Annotated in this window: 18 protein-coding genes; 14 read left to right on the top strand and 4 right to left on the bottom strand. The window is 43.6% G+C overall.

The features are described from left to right. Positions 1-2: 2 nt before the first annotated feature. Genes Q0058_RS13880 through rlmD form a run of 3 tightly spaced genes read right to left on the bottom strand, consistent with a single transcriptional unit; the run spans position 3 to position 2664 of the window. Positions 3-737, bottom strand: a complete 735-nt coding sequence (locus Q0058_RS13880; RefSeq protein ID WP_298224964.1) for a DUF6048 family protein — start codon at positions 735-737, stop codon at positions 3-5. Next, positions 709-1218 carry a DUF6452 family protein gene (locus Q0058_RS13885; protein ID WP_298224966.1) on the bottom strand — a complete coding sequence of 170 codons (510 nt, stop codon included), beginning with the start codon at positions 1216-1218 and terminating at the stop codon, positions 709-711. Before Q0058_RS13885 ends, Q0058_RS13880 begins: the two co-directional genes overlap by 29 nt. 30 nt (positions 1219-1248) lie before the next feature. Continuing rightward, positions 1249-2664, bottom strand: a complete 1416-nt coding sequence (gene rlmD, locus Q0058_RS13890) for a 23S rRNA (uracil(1939)-C(5))-methyltransferase RlmD (RefSeq protein WP_298224967.1) — start codon at positions 2662-2664, stop codon at positions 1249-1251. A 228-nt stretch (positions 2665-2892) separates the two neighbouring features. Between rlmD and Q0058_RS13895 the strand changes: the two genes are divergently transcribed. Continuing rightward, a complete protein-coding gene (locus Q0058_RS13895; RefSeq protein ID WP_298224969.1) occupies positions 2893-3696 on the top strand; it encodes a TIGR00266 family protein in 804 nt (267 codons plus the stop codon). 58 nt (positions 3697-3754) lie between these two features. On the opposite strand, the gene Q0058_RS13900 is transcribed toward Q0058_RS13895, so the two are convergent. Then, positions 3755-4135 carry a DoxX family protein gene (locus tag Q0058_RS13900; protein ID WP_298224971.1) on the bottom strand — a complete coding sequence of 127 codons (381 nt, stop codon included), beginning with the start codon at positions 4133-4135 and terminating at the stop codon, positions 3755-3757. Between the two features lie 236 nt (positions 4136-4371). On the opposite strand from Q0058_RS13900, the gene Q0058_RS13905 reads away from it, so the two are divergent. The 13 genes from Q0058_RS13905 (at position 4372) to moaA (ending at position 21017) form a co-directional block, all read left to right on the top strand. Further along, positions 4372-8892 (top strand): T9SS type A sorting domain-containing protein, encoded by a 4521-nt coding sequence (locus tag Q0058_RS13905; protein ID WP_298224973.1) that lies wholly within the window; start codon positions 4372-4374, stop codon positions 8890-8892. A gap of 212 nt (positions 8893-9104) precedes the next feature. Then, on the top strand, positions 9105-10163 hold the full coding sequence (locus tag Q0058_RS13910) for an NAD(P)-dependent alcohol dehydrogenase (RefSeq protein WP_298224974.1): 1059 nt from the start codon (positions 9105-9107) through the stop codon (positions 10161-10163). Between the two features lie 144 nt (positions 10164-10307). After that, entirely contained in the window at positions 10308-10790 is a 483-nt protein-coding gene (locus tag Q0058_RS13915) for a nucleoside deaminase (protein WP_298224976.1), read from the top strand. A 14-nt stretch (positions 10791-10804) separates the two neighbouring features. Then, complete coding sequence (locus Q0058_RS13920; protein WP_298224978.1) at positions 10805-12208, top strand: FAD binding domain-containing protein; 1404 nt, start codon at positions 10805-10807, stop codon at positions 12206-12208. Then, positions 12205-14451: a molybdopterin cofactor-binding domain-containing protein gene (locus Q0058_RS13925; RefSeq protein WP_298224980.1), complete on the top strand. Its 2247-nt coding sequence runs from the start codon at positions 12205-12207 to the stop codon at positions 14449-14451. Before Q0058_RS13920 ends, Q0058_RS13925 begins: the two co-directional genes overlap by 4 nt. A 12-nt stretch (positions 14452-14463) precedes the next feature. Next, positions 14464-15381, top strand: a complete 918-nt coding sequence (locus Q0058_RS13930; RefSeq protein WP_298224982.1) for an XdhC/CoxI family protein — start codon at positions 14464-14466, stop codon at positions 15379-15381. After that, a complete protein-coding gene (glp, locus tag Q0058_RS13935; RefSeq protein ID WP_298224984.1) occupies positions 15378-16547 on the top strand; it encodes a gephyrin-like molybdotransferase Glp in 1170 nt (389 codons plus the stop codon). Before Q0058_RS13930 ends, glp begins: the two co-directional genes overlap by 4 nt. A 49-nt stretch (positions 16548-16596) precedes the next feature. Beyond that, positions 16597-17337, top strand: coding sequence for a sulfite exporter TauE/SafE family protein (locus Q0058_RS13940; protein ID WP_298224986.1), 741 nt, complete (start codon positions 16597-16599; stop codon positions 17335-17337). 1 nt (position 17338) lies between these two features. Further along, complete coding sequence (locus Q0058_RS13945; RefSeq protein ID WP_298224988.1) at positions 17339-17581, top strand: MoaD/ThiS family protein; 243 nt, start codon at positions 17339-17341, stop codon at positions 17579-17581. A gap of 18 nt (positions 17582-17599) precedes the next feature. Continuing rightward, positions 17600-18664 (top strand): HesA/MoeB/ThiF family protein, encoded by a 1065-nt coding sequence (locus tag Q0058_RS13950; RefSeq protein WP_298224990.1) that lies wholly within the window; start codon positions 17600-17602, stop codon positions 18662-18664. A gap of 5 nt (positions 18665-18669) precedes the next feature. Beyond that, a complete protein-coding gene (locus Q0058_RS13955) occupies positions 18670-19116 on the top strand; it encodes a molybdenum cofactor biosynthesis protein MoaE (RefSeq protein WP_298224992.1) in 447 nt (148 codons plus the stop codon). 1 nt (position 19117) lies between these two features. After that, entirely contained in the window at positions 19118-20023 is a 906-nt protein-coding gene (moaCB, locus tag Q0058_RS13960; RefSeq protein WP_298224994.1) for a bifunctional molybdenum cofactor biosynthesis protein MoaC/MoaB, read from the top strand. Continuing rightward, on the top strand, positions 20013-21017 hold the full coding sequence (gene moaA / locus Q0058_RS13965; protein WP_298224995.1) for a GTP 3',8-cyclase MoaA: 1005 nt from the start codon (positions 20013-20015) through the stop codon (positions 21015-21017). Before moaCB ends, moaA begins: the two co-directional genes overlap by 11 nt. Positions 21018-21047 lie beyond the last annotated feature (30 nt).

Below are 21047 nucleotides of genomic sequence, written 5' to 3' on the forward strand. Positions count from 1 at the left end.
CGCTATTTCTTTTTCACAGGAGGCAACGGAACTTTCTTCTTATAAATCGGAATTAAGTACGAAACGGTATAATTAAAACCCGCTCCGAAAGTACCATCATAAGTCCTGTTGAATCCCGGAATGTAGAGATTGTCAAAACGCTCAGGTTTTTTGTTTGACACTAGTTTGTGCATTCTGAAACTAAAACCTACATAGAAATTGTTGATGACTTTGGCTTTTACACCGAGCAACACTTCAATCCATTGCGCTGACAATCCTGTAAATTTTTCTCCTGAAACGATTTCTTGCGACGGTCCAAAATATGGATAACGGTTGTAAATCGTGTAAGAATTCAAGGTCTGGCTGAACGAACTCACACCATAACGCGCGCCGATGTAGACCATGTTTTCCATATCGAGCCAGTTTTCATACAAGTTATAATCAAAACCTGCTTTGAAATACGTGCCTTTGGTAGTGAAGTTGAGCTGGTCATCATTGACGGTTTTGTCTTCATTGCCCAATTCGCCTGCGAGATAATATTTTTTTGAAATCCTGTAATCGCCGACAATCTCGAGTCCTTTATAATCTTTCTCGTAAAAACTGCGCGTAAGCTTAAACAAATCGATTCCGACGCGTATACCGAAACGGTTCGTTTTGACCGGAACAGCAACACTATCGGTTTTCTGGGTTTGCGCTTCGACTAAAAACGAAGACAGCACCAGGACAAGGCTACAAAGAAATGTTGAGGTGTGTTTCATTTTCGGTTAAAATATCAGATTGAATTACAGTAATATTGCGCATCCACAAGCCATCGTCGCCAGTAGTATCAGTATGCACAAAAGGCGTGGTGGCGTCTAAAGTAAAAACGGTTTTATAACCACAGGCACGCGATACATAAATATTGGCACGCGTATAGTTGAATTGGAGGTTGTCGGGATCAATCAAGGCTGAATTAGCATTGTTATAATTTAAAACGAACTGGTATTGCGACAAATTAGCAGCAATATCTAGTGGTACCTTAATTTTACTCACGCCGTTATAAACCTGATAAGGCGTCGTGTCGCCATTTTTGATGATCGCGAGATTCGTCACGTTTTTGGTCAGTGTCGGATTGGTGACATCATAAAAAGCAATGATCAGTCGCGGTGTGGTTCCGGTAGTTTCATCGCAGATGTCATCCTTCTCACAGCCCGAAAAAACGGCTGCGACCAAAAAAAGAACTAACATTATTTTTTTCATAAACCTTTTGATCTTTATTGGTTCCGGATTCTATTTCCTTTTTTCCAAAAGTACGACATTTTCTACGTGATGCGTCTGTGGAAACATATCGACCGGTCTGACGCGTGTCACTCGATATTGTGCGTCCATCAAAGCCAAATCACGCGCTTGTGTCGCGGAATTACAGCTTACATAGACAATTTTTTCAGGAGCGATTTTTAAAATCTGTTCGACCACATCTTTGTGCATGCCGTCGCGTGGCGGATCGGTGATGATTACTTCGGGATGGCCGTGTTGCGCGATAAAGCTCTCATTGAAAACCACTTTCATATCGCCTACAAAAAATTCACAATTCGTAATGTTATTGCGTTTGGCGTTTTCTTTCGCATCGAGAATGGCTTCGGGAACGCTTTCGACGCCGATGACTTTTTTCGCTTTTTTGGAAACGAACTGCGCGATGGTTCCGGTTCCGGTGTAAAGGTCGTAAACGATTTCATTGCCCGTCAAACCAGCGAATTCTCTAGTGATTTTGTATAATTCGTATGCCTGTTCGGAGTTCGTCTGATAGAATGATTTGGCGTTGATGCTGAAATGCAGCCCTTCCATTTCCTCTAAAATGTAATCGCGTCCTTGGTATAATTTTATGTCCTGATCGTAAATCGTATCGTTGGGTTTTCCGTTGATGACGTATTGCAAAGACGTAATGTTCGGGAATTTTTGAATCAGATGGTCGAGCAACAATTCACGCTTGGCCTTGTCTTCTTTGAAGAATTGAATCAAAACCATAATCTCACCCGTCGAAACCGTGCGGATCATGAGCGTTCTAAGCAAACCTTCGTGATTTCTTGGGTCGAAGAATTCGAGATTGTTCTCGTTTGCGAAAGCGCGGATTTCATTCCGAATCGCATTCGACGGATTTTCCTGCAAATGGCATTTGGTGATGTCGAGAATCTTGTCCCACATTTTAGGGATGTGAAAGCCCAGTGCGTTGCGGTTGCCCAAATCGGCGTCGCTGCTGATTTCGTTTTCAGTAAGCCAGCGTGAATTTGAGAACCCGAACTCCATTTTGTTTCTGTAGAAGAATTGTTTTTCGGAACCCAAAATCGGTTCAAATTCCGGAAGTTCGATTTTACCGATGCGCTGCAGATGGTTTTTGACTTCGTTCTGTTTGTAGAATAATTGCTGCGCATAATTCATGTTCTGCCACTTGCAGCCGCCACAAACGCCGAAATGTTCGCAGACCGGTTCGATGCGGTGTTCGGAAAATGCATGGAAACGGATCGCTTTGCCTTCGTAATAAGCTTTGCGTTTTTTGAAAGTCTGCACATCGACAACATCGCCGGGCACGACATTCGGGATGAAAATCACTTTGCCGTCCGGAGCTTTCGCCACCGAAACACCTTTAGCGCCGGCATCTAAGACTTTAATATGTTCGAATATAATTTTATCGGTAGTTTTTCTTGACATGCCGCAAAAGTAGCGAAAGTTTGCTATATTTTAAACATGGGATTTCAGATATTTAAATGATTGAATGAGGAAAATTGGTGTATCATAAAGACCAGTACATCAACGAATGAGAAGGACAGAATAATGAAGGGGCAGGTTCCCGGATTCTTCCTAATTTATTGTCTTATTTTTAAATTTGTAACAATTGGGAAGCAATACCAACTAATCCGTTCAACTAAAAAAATCATTATGCAAGCTCATGAAATAGATTACAAGATTTTTGGTGAAGAAATGCAATACGTCGAAATCGAACTCGATCCGCAGGAAGTCGTCATCGCCGAAGCCGGCAGTTTTATGATGATGGACAACGGAATTTCGATGCAAACCATTTTCGGCGACGGGTCGGATACGCAGCAAAACGGCATTTTCGGAAAATTACTCTCCGCGGGAAAACGCGTGCTGACGGGAGAAAGTTTGTTTATGACAGCTTATCTCAATAATAATTCAGGGAAAAGCAAAGTTTCATTCGCTTCACCTTATCCGGGGAAAATCATCGCGATTGATTTGATGCAGTTTGGTGGCCGGTTCATTTGCCAAAAAGATTCGTTCTTGTGCGCTGCCAAAGGCGTTTCGGTGGGCATTGAATTCTCCAAAAAACTCGGACGCGGTCTTTTCGGCGGGGAAGGTTTCATTATGCAGAAACTTGAAGGTGATGGAATGGCATTCGTGCATTCGGGCGGAACGCTCGCTAAAAGAGAACTCGCAGCAGGAGAAGTGCTCAAAGTCGATACGGGTTGTATCGTAGGGTTCACTAAAGACGTCGATTACGATATTGAATTCATCGGCGGCATCAAGAATACGCTGTTTGGCGGCGAAGGTATGTTTTACGCAACCTTGCGCGGTCCTGGTACCGTTTACGTGCAATCGTTGCCTTTCAGCAGATTGGCCGATAGAATTTTCGCTTCGGCTCCTAAAAACGGAGGCAGTTCCAGAGAAGAAGGAAGCCTGCTCGGCGGATTGGGCAACTTGCTCGACGGCGACAACAGGTTTTAAATGATAAAAGCCACAAACGAATCAGGTTTGTGGCTTTTTCTTTTAAGTAATATTACTTTTATTTTTCAAACAAAGGGGCATATTTGGCTCTGTTTTCATAAAGAATCCAGATTAAAACGGCGCTGAACAACAACGCAATAGGCAAACCACTGGTGTCTGTAACCGTGTTGGTAAGGAATATTCCCACCATCACAGGAAAAATAATCAGGGCGCCCAAAGCTCTTGTTTTTGGAAAAATCACCAATATCCCACCAAGTAGTTCTGCAGCGCCAACTAAAGGCATCAACCAGCCGATTTCTATGAAGGCTTGCATTGCTTTGGTCATTTTTTCAGGCATGTTTTCGGGTATAGGCATATAATGGAAAAACTTGTCGAGCCCAGCATTGATAAACATCAATCCGAACAATAAGGAAAATACGAATAACACTTTACTTTTCATGGTCATAAAATTTAAGTTAGAAATGATTGTTGGTGCGTTCTTTTCATCAAGTGAATGATGCTAATTTAACAAAAGATAATTTAATGCGTAAAAATTAAACGTCAGTCTGAAATATTTTCGCGTTTTTGAGCTTTTTTTTGTCAATACATTTGTTCATATCCTTAGAAAACACCCCAAATGGCTCCAGAAAAAAAGGCTATTTTTACACCAACAACTAACAAACTTTTTTTTAGCTTATGAAACAAACACTACGCTTTTTAGCTATGGTCACCGTGCTATTGGCTTTGCCTGTTTACGGACAATCCATTACGCCCAACGCAACCCATGCCGCGCAAATATTGGCTTGCGATCTAAACCTTCCTGCGAGTATTCCGAGTGTCAATGCGCCGTGCCAAGTCGCCTTTTCCGATTTGGTGATTCCGGTAATTACCGACAGTTGTGGCAATACCGTAGTGCCGACTACCGATGGAAGTATTTTTCCCATTACGGCAAGAGGTACGACCACCATCATTTGGGAATATTTGAACGAGCTCGGTAATATCGAAACCTCGACGCAAAATATTAACATCCTCGACTTTACGCAACCGGTTCCAGATGTGGCCATTCTTCCGAATTTCTACTCGCAATGTGCCGTGCAACTTTCAGATCTTCCGGTACCGACCGCAACCGATAATTGTTCGGCGGTAACGGTAACCAATAATGGTGTTTTTCCAATCACGGTATCGACGCTCATCACTTGGTATTATACCGATGCGGCTGGCAATGTTACTTATCAGGATCAGGATATCTACATCAATGATTTCACCGAACCTGTAGCTGATTTGGCCGTTTTGCCTAATGTTCATGCGTTGTGTCAGGTCGAAGAAGCTGATTTGACGGTTCCTACCGCTACCGACAATTGTTCGGGAATTGTGACGGTAACCAATAACGCAACTTTTCCGATTGTAAGATCTACCTTGATCACATGGTTCTATTCTGATGCTAACGGAAACGTAAGCTATCAGGATCAGGATATCTACATCGACGATGCTACGGTTCCTGTAGCTGATGCGGTAGTGTTGCCCAATGTTCATGCATTGTGTCAGGTTGAAGCAGCTGATTTGGCGGTTCCAACAGCCACCGATAATTGCACGGCGAATGTTATAGTAACTAACGACGCTACTTTTCCTATCGTAAGATCAACATTGATTACTTGGACTTATACCGATAATAATGGAAACAGCAGCTTTCAGACGCAGGATATTATTATAGATGACAATACAAGCCCGGTTCCGGATGTTGCCGCACTTGCTGATGTGACATCGCAATGCGCTTTATTGGAAGCTGATTTGGTGGTTCCGACCGCTACCGATAATTGTACTACTAATGTTATGGTGACCAATGATGGTGTTTTTCCAATCAACACTTCAACCACGATTACTTGGACTTACACTGATAATAACGGCAACAGCGCATCGCAAACCCAAAACATTATTATCGTTGATGATACTACAGCGCCAACACCGGATGTTGCAGTACTCAGCGATGTGACTGCAGAATGCGAAGTGTTAGAAACGAATCTTACGGTTCCGACGGCTACCGATAATTGCACCGGAATTGTAACGGTAACGAATGATGGTGTGTTCCCAATCACGGCTTCCACAACGATAACCTGGACTTTTACGGATGCTAACGGAAACAACACTTCTCAAACCCAGAATATCATCATTGATGATACGATTGCGCCAACGCCGGATAACGCATTATTGGCCGATATTACCGCGCAATGTGAAGTGCTTGAAGCCGATGTAACCACTCCAACTGCTACGGATAATTGCACCGGAATTGTAACGGTAACGAATGATGGCGTTTTCCCAATCACAGCATCTACAACCCTGACTTGGACTTACACTGATGCTGATGGAAATACCGCTTCTCAAACCCAGAATATCGTCATCAATGACACTACAGCGCCAACTCCGGATGCTGCAACACTTGCTGATATTATCGCACAATGTGAAGTGCTTGAAGCTGATTTAGTTGCTCCAACGGCTACTGATAATTGTTCCGGAATTGTAACGGTGACTAATGATGGTGTATTTCCAATTAGTACATCAACCACCATCACTTGGACTTACACTGATGCCAACGGAAACAGTACTTCTCAGGCTCAGAATATTGTAATCAATGATACGCTCGCACCAACTCCGGATGTTGCGACACTTGCCGATATCAACGTACAATGCGAATTGATTGAAGCTGATGTTATCGCGCCAACCGCTACCGATAATTGTTCCGGAATTGTAACGGTAACTAATGATGGTGTGTTTCCAATCACAGCATCAACAACCATTACTTGGACTTACACTGATAGCAACGGAAACAGCGAAACCCAGACGCAAAATGTGGTTGTCAATGATACTACAGCGCCAACTCCGGATGCTGCAACACTTGCCGATATCACCGCCGAATGTGAAGTGCTCGAAGTTGATGTTACAGCACCAACGGCAACCGATAATTGCTTTGGCATTGTGACGGTGACCAACGACGCAGCTTTCCCGATTGCGACTTCCACAACCATTACTTGGACTTTTACAGACGCTAACGGAAATAGTGAAACACAAACCCAAAATGTCGTCATTACTGATGCGATCGCGCCAACGCCTGATGCGGCAACACTGGCTGATATCACCGCAGAATGTGAAGTACTCGAAGCAGATTTAATCGTTCCAACAGCGACTGATAATTGTTCCGGAATTGTAACGGTAACCAACGATGGCGTTTTCCCAATTACAGCTTCTACGACAATTACTTGGACGTACGCAGATGCTCATGGAAATTCAATTACCCAAACGCAAAATATCATCATCAACGATAGTACAAGACCAGTTCCAGATGCAGCGGTTTTGGCCGATGTTATCTCACAATGTGAAGTGCTCGAAGCCGATCTTATTGCGCCAACCGCAACAGATAATTGCTCCGGTATTGTAACAGTAACTAACGATGGCGTATTCCCAATTACAACTTCAACGACCATTACATGGACTTATACTGACGCGAACGGAAACAGCGAAACCCAAACTCAAAATGTGGTTGTGAATGATACTACTGCGCCAACTCCTGATGCGGCGGTATTAGCCGATATCAATGTACAATGCGAATTGCTTGAAGCAGACGTCATTGCACCAACAGCAACGGATAATTGTTCAGGTGTTATAACGGTAAGCAACGACGGTGTATTTCCAATCACCGCCTCGACAACAATTACTTGGACTTACACAGATGCCAACGGAAACAGTGAAACCCAGACGCAAAATGTGGTGGTAAATGATACTACAGCGCCAACTCCTGATGCTGCGACACTTGCCGATATCACAGCGGAATGTGAAGTGCTAGAAGCTGATGTCATCGCACCAACAGCGACCGATAATTGTTCAGGTGTTGTAACTGTAACCAATAACGCGGTGTTTCCAATCAATGCTTCGACAACGATCACTTGGACTTACAAGGACAACGATGGAAACGCCGAAACGCAAACCCAAAATGTCATTATCAATGATACTACTAAACCGGTTCCTGATGCGTTGACACTTGCCGATATTACATCGCCATGTGAAGTAGTGGAAACGGATTTGATTGTTCCGACTGCTACTGATAATTGTTCAGGAATCGTGACGGTAAGCAATGACGGGCTTTTCCCAATCACAGCTTCAACATCCATCACATGGACGTACACAGACGCTAACGGAAACAGCGAAATACAATCCCAAAATATCATCATTAGTGATGCTACAGCGCCAACGCCTGATGCCGCAACGCTTACGGATGTTGTCGCGCAATGCGAAGTGCTCGAATCGGATCTTATTGTTCCAACAGCGACTGATAATTGTACAGCAACCGTAACGGTAACCAACGATGGAACGTTCCCGATTTCAGCATCCACAACCATCACTTGGACTTTCACAGATGCTAATGGAAACAGCGCTTCTCAAACGCAGAATATCGTGATTAATGATACGACGCCACCAACTCCGGACAGTCTTGTGCTTTCAGACATCACGGCACAATGTCAGGTATTGGAAGCTGATGTCACTGTACCAACTGCAACCGATAATTGCTCGGGTGTAGTAACCGTAACCAGCGATGCCATATTCCCGATTACAACACAAGGTGTAACCACAATCACGTGGACTTATACTGACGCGAATGGCAATACGGCAAGCCAGACACAAGATGTTTTGATTGGTGACAATACGCCTCCAACGGTTACATTAAGCGACATCACCGTATCAGTGAATGTAGCCGGAACCGTAACGGTAACGCCTGACCAACTCGAAAACGGTACGGCCAATGACAATTGCGGCATCGCCAGTATTACTGTTTTCCCAAATACGTTTAGTTGTACCGAATTGGGCGACCATGTGGTGACCGTAACGGTTATTGATATTCATGGAAACATTATCAATCAAACGGCAACTGTAACGGTAACCGATCCAAGCAATTTCTGCGAGGCTTTGGGAATCGCACATAACGAAAAAGCGGCTTTTGCAGTGTATCCGAACCCAACTTTTGACACGGTGTATATCGAACCGGGCAATAACATAACGGTTCGTGTGATGAGTCTTTATGCGTTGTCAGGACAATTGATCTTGCAACAATCATACAGACAACAAGCTGAAAAATACAGCATTTCGTTAAATACTTTGCCTCAGGGAATGTATTTGTTGAAACTGGAAACTTCCGAAGGTACTTTCACCAGAAGAGTCATGAAAGAATAAGAATAACTTTAAGATTTTTTCAAAAGAAAACAGGGCAATCCGTAATGGGTTGCCCTGTTTTTTATTTCTGAATTTGTTTTAGTTAGATTTGTGTTATCGTATTGACCAACTATTGTAAATTAAAGGAATAGTAGTACCTTTAGAAAGTCAACCGGCTACTTCAGAGCCTTGATCAGGTTGACAAAAAACAACACCTAAAAAATAAATACACTATGAAAACAACGAATGTAAAAGCCTACGGAACTCAGGCTGCCGATGCGCCATTAAACCCTATGAATATTGACCGCCGCGAAGTATCGGCCAAAGATATCGAAATCGAAATCCTTTATTGTGGTGTCTGCCATTCCGATCTGCACACGGCCCGAAACGATTGGGGATTTACGACTTATCCTGCTGTTCCGGGACACGAAATCGTAGGAAAGGTAACCAGCGTAGGAAGCGAAGTGACCAAACTCAAAGTTGGCGATTTTGCCGCTGTAGGTTGTCTGGTCGGTTCGTGCGGAACTTGTAGCAGCTGCGAGAAAGACTTAGAACAATATTGCCTCAACGGTTGGGTAGGTACTTACAACAGCGCCGACAAATATTTGGGCGGCATGACTTACGGGGGTTATTCAGAAAAAGTAGTCGTTGAAGAACATTTCGTACTTAAAGTACCAGCGAACCTTGATCTGGCTGCGACTGCACCATTACTTTGCGCTGGAATCACCACTTGGTCGCCATTGCGTCACTGGAAAGTGGGTAAAGGCAGTAAAGTAGCTGTAGTCGGTTTGGGCGGTTTAGGGCATATGGCGATTAAACTTGCGAAAGGGCTAGGAGCAGAAGTGACGCTTTTCTCAAGAACTCCTGGCAAAGAAAAAGATGGTTTAGATTTAGGTGCGGATGCCGTAATCATTTCAACGGACGAAAGTCAGATGGAAACTGTCAAAGGAAAATTCGACGTGATTATTGATACCGTTCCTTATGTACATGACGTCAATCCTTACGTGACGACTTTGAACATCAACGGAACTTTGGTTCTTGTTGGTTATCTAGGCGGATTGGAACCGATTCTAAACACCGTTCCAATGATTATGGGAAGAAAATCAGTAGCGGCCTCCCTCATTGGTGGCATCGCGGAAACTCAGGAAATGCTGGATTTCTGTGGCGAGCACAACATCGTTTCTGAAATCGAACTCATCAATATGCAAGACATCAATGAAGCTTACGAAAGAATGCTCAAAAGCGACGTCCGTTACCGTTTTGTGATTGATATGGCTTCATTGAAAAAATAAAAAAACATACCTTAAAAAGAAAATGCAGTTGCAAATCATTTGTAGCTGCATTTTTATTGGTATCGATTTTTAACAACCAACCGCATTACTACAACGTTATATCCATTTCCAACTTTTCGCTATATTTACCCAAAATTAAAGAATATGTGTGCTACAACCAACAAGAATGAATTTATGCAGGAAGCCATTCGCCTGTCGATTGAAAATGTAACGAGTGGAAAAGGCGGCCCATTTGGCGCTGTGATTGTAAAAGACGGAAAAATCATCGCGCGCGGAGCCAATCAAGTAACTTCATCGAATGACCCGACGGCGCATGCTGAGGTCGTTGCCATAAGAAATGCCTGCAAGGAGTTGGGAAGTTTCCAACTTGACGGCTGTGAAATCTACACAAGCTGCGAACCTTGTCCGATGTGTTTAGGAGCGATTTATTGGGCTCGTCCTGACAGAATGTATTTCGCCAACACCAAAAAAGATGCGGCCGATATCCAGTTCGACGACCAGTTCATCTACGAGGAAATTGAAATCCCATATACCGACCGCAAACTCGAAACCATCCCGATGATGCGCGAAGAAGCGCTGGAAGCCTTCCGTTTGTGGACCGAAAGCCTCAACAAAATCGAATATTGATTTTATACTGATTCATGATCCAATTCCTATTAAATAACCGGCTGATTGAGACCGACAAAGCGGCGAGTACGACTTTGCTCGATTTTATCCGCTATGACGAAAATTTGCGCGGCACTAAAATCGGATGCCGTGAAGGCGATTGTGGTGCGTGTACGATTTTGATCGGTTCACTAAAAAACGGCAAACTCGAATACATCAGCGCGACTTCCTGTCTGACACCACTTCCGAACGTGCATGGCAAACATGTCGTGACGGTCGAAGGTATCAATTTGAATGACAAACTCAATCAGGCACAACAAGCGATGGTCGAATGTTCGGGCACGCAATGCGGTTTCTGTACGCCGGGTTTCGTGAACTCGATGTGCGGTTTTGCGTTGAATAGCACGGACGTTACTTACGATAATGCGATCAGTGCGATTGATGGCAACATCTGTCGTTGCACGGGTTACAAATCGATTGAACGCGCGGCGGCAAAATTCACCGAGCAATTGAAGCAAAAAGATCAAAGCCAACCGCTTGAATGGCTCGTCAAAAACAATTTTATTCCCGATTATTTTACACGCATTGAAGCCAGATTAAGTGAAATCAAAACCGAAGCGTTTGCGAGTCAAGGCGCCGTTCCTATTGGAGGCGGAACCGATTTATATGTGCAGAAACACGACGACATGCACGCCATGGATTTGGAATATCTGTTCGACAGAACTGCGTTGAATGGCATTAGTTTCAACGGCTCACTTTGCACCATCAAATCTTCCGTTACGGTTACTGATCTGATGCAAAATGAAACCTTGCTCGCATCGATTCCGAATTGGTATCAGTACATGAAATTATTGTCTTCGACGCCAATCCGAAACATCGCTACGATTGCAGGAAACCTCGCCAACGGTTCGCCCATCGGAGATTTTACAATTATATTATTGGCATTAAAAGCGCAACTGACACTAGCCAACAAAGCGAATGTTAGTCGCCAAGTGCCACTTAAAAATTTCTATTTGGGCTACAAAACGCTCGACAAGAAAGCCGACGAAATCATCACTGAAATCACTTTTGAAATCCCGAATAACGGAAGCCAGTTCCATTTTGAGAAAGTGTGTAAACGCCAATATTTAGACATTGCGAGCGTCAATACTGCCTTTTACATTAAAGTCGAAAACCAAACCATCAACGAAGCGCAAGTTTCTATGGGTGGCGTCGGTCCGATTCCAAAATACCTGGCAAAAACGAGCGAATTCCTTAACGGAAAATCAATCAATACGGAAACGATTTTGCAAGCCGAACAAATCCTGCAAAGCGAATTGTCGCCGATCAGCGACGCGCGTGGCACGGAAACTTATAAAAGATTGCTTGGGCGTCAGTTGTTTTTCTCGCATTTCATCACACTGTTTCCCGATACTATAAAAATGGACGATTTGATATGATCAATATAGACGCACAAAACCACGTCAAAGGAAAATCGATTTACCTTGACGACATTCAGGAATTGCAAGGCACTTTATACGCTTTGCCTTTCGATGCTACCGTTGCGCATGCTAAAATCAAAAGCATCAATTACGACGCAGCTTCAAAAGCGAAAGGCATTGTATCCATATTGACCGCTAAAGACATCCCGGGCGAAAATCAAATCGGTGGCATCATTCCCGACGAACCATTATTTGCTGAAGGTGAAGTACATTTCCGTGGACAAGTCATCGCTTTGATTGTAGGAACTTCAGAGCATCATTGCCGACAAGCTGCCAAACTCATTGAAGTTGTATACGAGGAATTGCCCGTCATCGTTGATCCTCGGGAAGCGCAGGCAAAAGGCAAACTGATTATGCCACCGCGCAATTTCAAACTCGGAAATATAGAAGAAGCTTGGGCACAATGCGAACATATTTTCGAAGGGCGATCCGATGTCAACGGACAGGAACATTTATATATAGAAACACAAGGCGCTTATGCACGACCGAAAGAAGATGGCAGCATTGTCATTTCATCTTCCACGCAAGGGCCGACCGCAGTCCAGAGAATGGTCGCCAGAGTATTGGGCATTCCGATGCATAAAATTGAAATCGATACCGTTCGTCTCGGCGGCGGTTTCGGTGGAAAAGAAGACCAAGCAACACCTTGGGCTGTAATGGTCGGATTAGCGACGCAGCTTTTACACAAACCTGTAAAAATGTCGATGCACCGCATGGATGATATGCGCATGACCGGAAAACGCCACCCGTATTCCGCGGATTTCAAAATCGGGTTGTCGAAAGAGCTGAAGATTTTGGCTTATGAAGTGACGCATTATCAAAATGCCGGAGCTGCCGCAGATTTGTCACCAGCGGTGATGGAACGTACTTTATTTCATTCCACTAACGCCTATTTTATTCCTAATGTAAACGCTAAAGCCTATAGTTGCAAAACCAATTTGCCGCCCAACACCGCTTTCCGTGGATTTGGTGGTCCGCAAGGAAAATTCGCTATTGAAGCTGCAATAGTCAAAGCTGCGGAATCGTTAGGCGTGAGCCCGGCGGTAATCCAAAAAAAGAACTTAGTAGTTGATGGCGATGAATTGTCTTACGGGCAAATTCTACAGCAAACCAATGCGCATGCTTCTTGGGAAGCGTGTACATCGACTTACCAATACGAAGCTCAGAAAAAACGCGTCGCCGATTTCAACGCTGCGAATTCACGGTATAAAAAAGGATTGGCCGTACAGCCGATTTGTTTCGGGATTTCATTTACCAACACGATGATGAACCATGCGCGCGCATTAGTGCATATTTACCACGACGGAAGTGTTGTCGTAAGTACCGGCGCCGTCGAAATGGGGCAGGGCGTCAACACCAAATTATTACAAATCGTTACCGAAACTTTTGGTATCAGTGCTTCACGCGTCCGCATAGAATCGACGAATACTTTGAGGGTTGCCAATACTTCACCAACCGCTGCAAGTGCCGGAGCCGATCTTAACGGAAAGGCTTTGCAAATGGCCTGCAACGCTTTGCTCGAACGTTTGATTGCGGTCGCCCAAAAAGAATTGAATACCGAGAAAATACAAATCAACGACGAATTTGTTTTCGCCAACGATGAAGCTACGGAAATCAGTTGGCCCGATTTAGTGATGAAAGCTTTTGTGCTGAGAGTCGCTTTGACTGAAAACGCACATTACGCCACGCCAACGATTCATTACGATAAAACCAAAGAGAAAGGCCATCCGTTTGCTTACCATGTTTATGGAACCGCAATTTTGGAAGTAACCGTAGATTGCCTGAAAGGAACTTACGATTTCGACCAAGTGAATGTCGTTCATGACTTTGGAAAAAGCATGAACAAAGACGTCGATAACGGCCAGATCGAAGGCGGACTGGTGCAAGGCATCGGCTGGATGACGCTTGAAGAAATCGTTTATAACAATCAAGGCCGATTGCTGTCAAATGCGCTTTCTACTTATAAAGTGCCCGACATTTATTCGGTTCCGAAACAAATTAACATCACGCATTTGGAAACTGAGGGACACGAACTTGCGGTCAAAAAATCAAAAGCAGTCGGAGAACCACCATTGATGTACGGACTTGGCGCTTATTTCGCGATTCGCGATGCGGTCAAAGCGTTCAATCCAACAGCCGATTTAGCGGTTAATGCGCCTTACACTCCGGAAAAAGTGCTGATGGATCTTTATAAAAAGTAACACGCCAAACCCATGGTTTTAGATTTTTATAAAAGCGTTCGCGAGCTATTGCAACAAGAACAGCGGCTAATTCTCATGGTCGTCATCGCCAATGAAGGCAGCAGCCCAGGAAGAAAAGGCTTCAAGATGGCGGTTTCCAAAAAACGTATGTTTGGTACGATCGGCGGCGGTATTATGGAACACAAGCTCGTCGAATACGCACAAAATCTTCTGACCAAAGCTGCATTCCGTCCTTTCATCAAACACCAGATTCACGACAAATCAGCACCAATAGATCAATCTGGGATGATTTGTTCCGGGCAGCAGACGATTGCTTTTTATGATTTGAATACCGAACATATTCCGATTATCGATTCGATTGTAAGCAAGAAAAACCACCACATCCGATACACCGAAAAAGGCTTTAACACCGATTTGCATCCCACAGCGCAGCACGAATGGGAATTCGTCGAATCGGTTGCATTACCAAATCGCGTTTATATTGTCGGCGGCGGACACGTGGGTTTGGCACTGAGTGAAGTTTTGTCGCGACTCGACTTTGAAATCTACATGCTCGACCACAGAGAAAACCTCAATACGATGGAAGCGAATACTTTTGCGCATTTCCGAAAAACCATCGAATTCGAACATATCGACCACGAAATTCCCGAAGGCAACAACATCTATGTCGTGATCATGTCTTTCGGTTATCGCACCGATGAAATCATCATCCGACGCTTGCTGCACCGCCGTTTCAAATACATCGGCATGATGGGCAGCAAGGAGAAAATCGCGACACTTTACACGCATTTGCTTGCTGACGGTTTTACACAGGAACAACTCGATAAAGTATATTCGCCAATCGGCATCGACATTAAAAGCGAATCGGCTCAGGAAATCGCCATCAGCGTGGCGGCGCAACTTATCAGTGTAAAAAATAAAACGTCATGATTGCAGTCCACGAAGCATTTTCGATTTTAAATGGCGTGAATTTTCGATTCAACGAAATTGAGATTCCACTGGCCAATGCGTGTCGATATGTATTGGCTGAAACTGTTTTGTCACCGATCAATATGCCGCCATTCCGCCAATCGAACATGGATGGTTTTGCGCTTTCGTTGCACGAAAAATTAGAGTATGAAATTGTAGGCGAAGTCAAAGCCGGCGATTCCAATCCAATCCATCTTCAACCCGGACAAGCCGTCAAAATATTTACGGGTGCAGCAGTTCCGGATTCAGCGCAGGCTGTGATTCAGATTGAAAAAGTCTCGACCGACTGCAACCAATTGATTTTACAAGAAACTGTTTTGCAAGAAACGAATGTTCGGCCTTTAGGATCGCAGATTCGGCAAAACGACATCGCGCTCGAAAAAGGCACTTTCTTAAATCCGGCATCGATTGGGCTCTTGGCAGGTTTGGGCTTCACTTCCGTGAAAGTTTATCAGAAACCCACTGTCGGAATTGTCGTAACTGGTAATGAATTGGTACAGCCCGGAAAGCCTCTGAAACACGGCCAAGTCTACGAAAGCAACGCCATTATGCTGCAAACCGCCTTGCTCGACGCGCATTTCAACGATGTCAAATTATATCAGGTCGATGATGACTTTGAAAACACGAAATCCACATTAAAAAACGCCATTCAAGAAAATGATGTTATCCTAATTTCCGGAGGTATTTCGGTCGGGGATTACGATTTTGTCGGGAAAGCTTTGGAAAGTTTAAACGTTGAAACCTTATTCTATAAAGTCAATCAAAAACCCGGGAAGCCTTTATTGGCTGGAAAATCTGGTGATAAAATGATATTCGCGTTGCCCGGAAATCCGGCGGCGAGCCTGACTTGTTTTTACATTTATGTGTTGCCGACACTTCAGAAAATGTCAGGAATCACAGCTTCGTATGAAACAACAATTCAAAAGAAAATAGCGCATGATTATTCGGTCAACAATACGCGCGACCAATTCTTGAAAGCGATAGTTTCAAACGATGAAGTTAAAATACTGCTACATCAGGATTCCTCGATGCTCGATTCATTTGCGCTCGCGAATGCTTTGGTTTATTTGCCTCACGGTAATTACGAACTCAAGCAAAACGATAAAGTTGCCGTTTATCTTTTATAGCCAAAAGAAGTGGTTATCTTTGTGGGTTGTTAAAAATTCGATTATGCCGATGGCCGATTTATTCACTTCGCCTTTGTTATTACTGCTGTTGCCGATCATCGCGTTTCTTTATGCGAGTGTAGGCCACGGTGGAGCGAGCGGCTATATCGCTATCATGAGCCTTTTTGCGTTCCCGATTTCGGTGATGAAACCCACAGCTTTGGTACTTAATATTCTTGTTTCGGGGATTTCGTTTTACTTTTATTTCCGTGAAAAAAAATTCGACTGGAAGCTGTTTTATCCGTTTGCGATTACATCAGTTCCATTTTCATTCCTGGGTGGTTTGCTCACCGTGGAAATTCATATTTACAAAGTCATTTTAGCTTCCGTTTTGTTGGTCGCCGTATTGCGATTGCTCGGTTTGTTCGGGAAAGAAACTTCTGACTTGAAACCCATTAATCTTCCACTAGCCTTATTAATCGGAGCGATTATAGGATTCTTATCAGGATTGATCGGCATCGGTGGCGGCATTATTCTAAGTCCTGTCATCCTGCTTTTGGGTTGGGCGAATATGAAACAAACGGCGGCGGTTTCGGCTTTGTTTATTTTTGTAAATTCGATTGCGGGGCTTTTTGGTTTCGTCTCGAAAGGCGGCAGTTTGCCATTGTCTTCGGCTGTCGTGATTGGCGTGGTTTTGATTGGCGGCATTTTGGGAAGTTATTACGGCAGTAAAAAATTCAATACGGTTACTTTGCGAAATGTTTTGGCTTTTGTTTTAGGCATCGCAATTTTGAAATTATACACGACTTAAGATGGATATTACGGTAAAATACTTCGGAATCATCGCGGATGTTACTTCAAAAAAAGAAGAAACATTTACTTTGAGTGATGCTGTAAATTCGATACAATCCTTGCAATTTCATTTGGAACAGTTATATCCCGAAATTAAGAATACAACTTATTCATTAGCTATAAATCAAAAGCTGACGAACCAAAATGAAACGCTTCAAGATCAAGACGAAATAGCTTTATTGCCACCATTTTCAGGCGGCTAGAACCTCAGCAACTCAAAAATGAAACGCTACGAACGACAAATCGCCTTACCCGAAATCGGAACCGAAGGCCAGCAAAAACTCACCGAAGCCAAAGTATTGGTCATCGGCGCCGGTGGTTTGGGTTGTCCCGTTCTGCAACATTTGGCTGCGGCTGGCGTGGGTTGTATCGGTATTGTGGATGGCGATCTAATCGAAGAAAGCAATCTGCACCGACAGGTGTTGTATATTCCATCGGATTGCGGAAAACATAAAGCAACCGTTGCTGCAGAAGTCATTTCAAGACAAAATCCGCAAGTGAAAGTAATGCCATTTTTAAATCATTTCACACCTCAAAATGCGTTCGAAATCGCCGAAGGCTTTGAAATCATTGTAGATTGTACCGATAATATTGCCACGCGTTATCTCATCAATGACGTCGCTTTGGCCAAAAAGATTCCTATGGTTTACGGTTCCGTGCATCGTTTTGAAGGGCAGCTTTCAGTATTCAATTATGGGCTTGGACCGACGTATCGTTGTTTGTTTCCCGAAAAAGAAGGTTTAAATGAAAATTCAAATTGCAACGAAACTGGCATTTTGGGAATTCTACCCAATACTTTAGGAATTTTGCAAGCTACGGAAGTCCTCAAAATCATTTTGGGAATCGGAGAAGTTTTAAGCGGAAAATTGCTAGTTTATGACGGATTGCGACACCAAATGCAAACGCTCGAAATCCAAAAAAATCCGCTCGAAGTTCAAAACGGATTGTTGCGCGGCATCGATATTTTAAACCGCAAAAGGAAAACGGTCAAGAGCATTGCTGCAACTTCTTTTTATGAAGTTATCAACGATGCATCTACGTTGATTATTGATCTTACGGAAGCGCACGAAGATTCCAAAATACAAGGAACCAACATTCAGAATGTTCCCTTAAATCAACTCGAAAACTATTTGCAAAACAGGGATAAAAACCAAAAAATTATCTTATTTTGTCCTTACGGAAATAAAAGTTTACTGGCCGCCAATTACCTCATGAAAAACGGTTTCACGACTGTGTTTCATCTCGAAAATGGCAGTGAAGCTTTATCCGAAATACAACCAATTTAAATCTTATGTCGACCACCAAACCAAAAAAAACATCGTTTGTTTCGGGCGCGATTTCGTCTGATTTTATAAGCGCATCGATTGCGAAACATCAGAGCAAAACCACGATTGGTGCGCACAATATTTTTTTAGGACAAGTGCGTGCTGATGTGATTGACGGAAAAACGGTCGTCGCCATCGACTATTCCGCTTACGAAGAAATGGCAGAAGCAAATTTCTACGAAATCCGCGAAGCCGCTTTTGAAAGATTCGATTTGACTTGCCTGCACATTTATCACAGTTTGGGTTTGGTCAAAGCCGGCGAGATTTGCCTGTTCGTTTTCGTTTCGGCGCCAAGAAGAAAAGTGACTTACGAAGCTTTGGAATATTTGGTCGAAGCGATTAAAGAGAAAGCACCGGTTTTCGGAAAAGAGCTTTTCGAAGACGATACTTACACCTGGAAAAAAAACACTTAAAATGGTCGACATCACGCATAAAATCACAACTTTAAGAACGGCGGTCGCACAAGCGATTGTCAAAGTCGGTTCGCCCGAAACCATTAAAGCTGTTCTTGAAAAAACCGTTCCCAAAGGCGATGTGCTTTCGGTTGCCAAAACTGCGGGATTGTTTGCCGTGAAAAACACTTCGAATGCGATTCCCGATTGCCATCCGATGCCGATTGAGTTCACCGGAATTGAGATCGAATGTCTGGAAAATTCGATTCAGATTGAAGTCACGGTCAAAACGATTTACAAAACGGGCGTTGAGGTCGAAGCCATGCACGGCGCATCCATAGTGGCGTTGACGGTTTACGATATGCTCAAGCCCATCGATAAAAATGTTGAAATTTCGAATATAAAATTGCTTCATAAAAAAGGAGGAAATTCAGATTATTCCAATAAAGATTATTCAAATTTATCAGTGGCCGTGATTGTTTGCTCCGACAGCGTTTCCGAGGGCACCAAAGAAGATAGTTCAGGAAAAGTCATCGTCGAAAAACTTCAAAAATTCGGATTGTCGGTTTCCAGTTATACCATCATTCCTGACGATATTGAAACCATTCAAAAACAAATCCAAAACCAAAAAGCCGATTTAATTATTCTCACTGGAGGCACAGGTTTATCGCATAATGACGTTACGCCCGAAGCCATTGTTCCATTGCTCGACCGACGCATTCCGGGCATTGAGGAAGCGATTCGTTCCTACGGACAAGAACGCACACCTTATGCGATGTTGTCACGTTCAGTCGTTGGTTTTAAAGGCGATACGTTGTTAATGGCATTACCGGGTTCAACTACTGGCGCGGCGGAATCTATCGATGCGGTTTTTCCGTCGGTGTTGCATTTGTTTCAAATCCTGAACGGCTTCAACCATGGAAAATAGTACGTTTTTGGAGGATTCACTAGGACGCCACCACGATTACCTGCGCATTTCGATTACGGAACACTGCAACCTGCGCTGCACGTATTGTATGCCCGAAGAAGGCATCGCGCTGACTCCGAAACCGCATTTGATGACAGCAGACGAAATCCTTCAAATTGCTGAAACGTTTGTTAATTTTGGGGTTAAAAAAATTCGTTTGACGGGCGGCGAACCTTTAGTAAGGAAAGACGCGAAAGCGATTATTTTGCGTTTGGGGAAATTGGGCGTCAATCTTACGATTACAACCAACGGCATTCTGGTTTCTGATTTCATCGATACTTTTAAAGAAGCAGGAATTCATACCGTCAATATCAGCATAGACAGTTTGGTCGAAGAGAAATTCAATCGGATTACGAGAAGGAATTACTTCGCTACGGTTATGGAAAACATCGATTTGTTGCTTCAACACAACTTTAAAGTCAAGCTCAATGTGGTTTTGATGCAAGGTTTTAATGAGGATGAAATCATCGATTTTATTGCGTTGACGAAATTCAAGAATATTCAAATCCGCTTTATAGAATTCATGCCTTTCAACGGCAACCAATGGGACAAATCGAAATTGGTGACTTACTCGCAAATCCTCGAAACCATCCAATCAGCATATCCATTTCATGAAATTGAGCGCCTGACCGACGCGCCAAACGACACGGCTAAAAACTTCAAAATCAAATCGCATTTCGGAAGTTTTGCGATCATTAGTTCGGTTACGAATCCGTTTTGCAGCACTTGCAACCGCATCCGATTGACGGCCGACGGAAAATTGAAGAACTGCCTTTTCTCGAATTCCGAAACTGCTTTGCTCGAAACTTTGCGTTCTGGCGAATCGATTTTACCTTTGATCGAACAAAACCTGCTCGCCAAAAAAGCGGTGCGTGGCGGCATGGATGACGATTCGAAATTCCAGAATCCCGATTTGTTCTCCAAAAACCGGAGCATGATTGCGATTGGAGGCTAATTTCTTACATCTAAATCATTTTAAACTTTG

It is taken from the genome of Flavobacterium sp., from assembly GCF_027484705.1.
Classification (GTDB): domain Bacteria; phylum Bacteroidota; class Bacteroidia; order Flavobacteriales; family Flavobacteriaceae; genus Flavobacterium.

What these genes read in the sequence shown, in the direction of transcription:
- Q0058_RS13905 (WP_298224973.1), top strand. Translation starts at nt 4,372, where the DNA reads ATGAAACAAACACTACGCTTTTTAGCTATGGTCACCGTGCTATTGGCT.
- Q0058_RS13940 (WP_298224986.1), top strand. Translation starts at nt 16,597, where the DNA reads ATGGCCGATTTATTCACTTCGCCTTTGTTATTACTGCTGTTGCCGATC.
- Q0058_RS13930 (WP_298224982.1), top strand. Translation starts at nt 14,464, where the DNA reads ATGGTTTTAGATTTTTATAAAAGCGTTCGCGAGCTATTGCAACAAGAA.
- rlmD (WP_298224967.1), bottom strand. Translation starts at nt 2,664, where the DNA reads ATGTCAAGAAAAACTACCGATAAAATTATATTCGAACATATTAAAGTC.
- Q0058_RS13920 (WP_298224978.1), top strand. Translation starts at nt 10,805, where the DNA reads ATGATCCAATTCCTATTAAATAACCGGCTGATTGAGACCGACAAAGCG.
- Q0058_RS13885 (WP_298224966.1), bottom strand. Translation starts at nt 1,218, where the DNA reads ATGAAAAAAATAATGTTAGTTCTTTTTTTGGTCGCAGCCGTTTTTTCG.
- Q0058_RS13910 (WP_298224974.1), top strand. Translation starts at nt 9,105, where the DNA reads ATGAAAACAACGAATGTAAAAGCCTACGGAACTCAGGCTGCCGATGCG.
- moaCB (WP_298224994.1), top strand. Translation starts at nt 19,118, where the DNA reads ATGGTCGACATCACGCATAAAATCACAACTTTAAGAACGGCGGTCGCA.
- Q0058_RS13895 (WP_298224969.1), top strand. Translation starts at nt 2,893, where the DNA reads ATGCAAGCTCATGAAATAGATTACAAGATTTTTGGTGAAGAAATGCAA.
- Q0058_RS13950 (WP_298224990.1), top strand. Translation starts at nt 17,600, where the DNA reads ATGAAACGCTACGAACGACAAATCGCCTTACCCGAAATCGGAACCGAA.
- Q0058_RS13880 (WP_298224964.1), bottom strand. Translation starts at nt 737, where the DNA reads ATGAAACACACCTCAACATTTCTTTGTAGCCTTGTCCTGGTGCTGTCT.
- moaA (WP_298224995.1), top strand. Translation starts at nt 20,013, where the DNA reads ATGGAAAATAGTACGTTTTTGGAGGATTCACTAGGACGCCACCACGAT.
- Q0058_RS13900 (WP_298224971.1), bottom strand. Translation starts at nt 4,135, where the DNA reads ATGAAAAGTAAAGTGTTATTCGTATTTTCCTTATTGTTCGGATTGATG.
- Q0058_RS13955 (WP_298224992.1), top strand. Translation starts at nt 18,670, where the DNA reads ATGTCGACCACCAAACCAAAAAAAACATCGTTTGTTTCGGGCGCGATT.
- Q0058_RS13915 (WP_298224976.1), top strand. Translation starts at nt 10,308, where the DNA reads ATGTGTGCTACAACCAACAAGAATGAATTTATGCAGGAAGCCATTCGC.
- Q0058_RS13925 (WP_298224980.1), top strand. Translation starts at nt 12,205, where the DNA reads ATGATCAATATAGACGCACAAAACCACGTCAAAGGAAAATCGATTTAC.
- Q0058_RS13945 (WP_298224988.1), top strand. Translation starts at nt 17,339, where the DNA reads ATGGATATTACGGTAAAATACTTCGGAATCATCGCGGATGTTACTTCA.
- glp (WP_298224984.1), top strand. Translation starts at nt 15,378, where the DNA reads ATGATTGCAGTCCACGAAGCATTTTCGATTTTAAATGGCGTGAATTTT.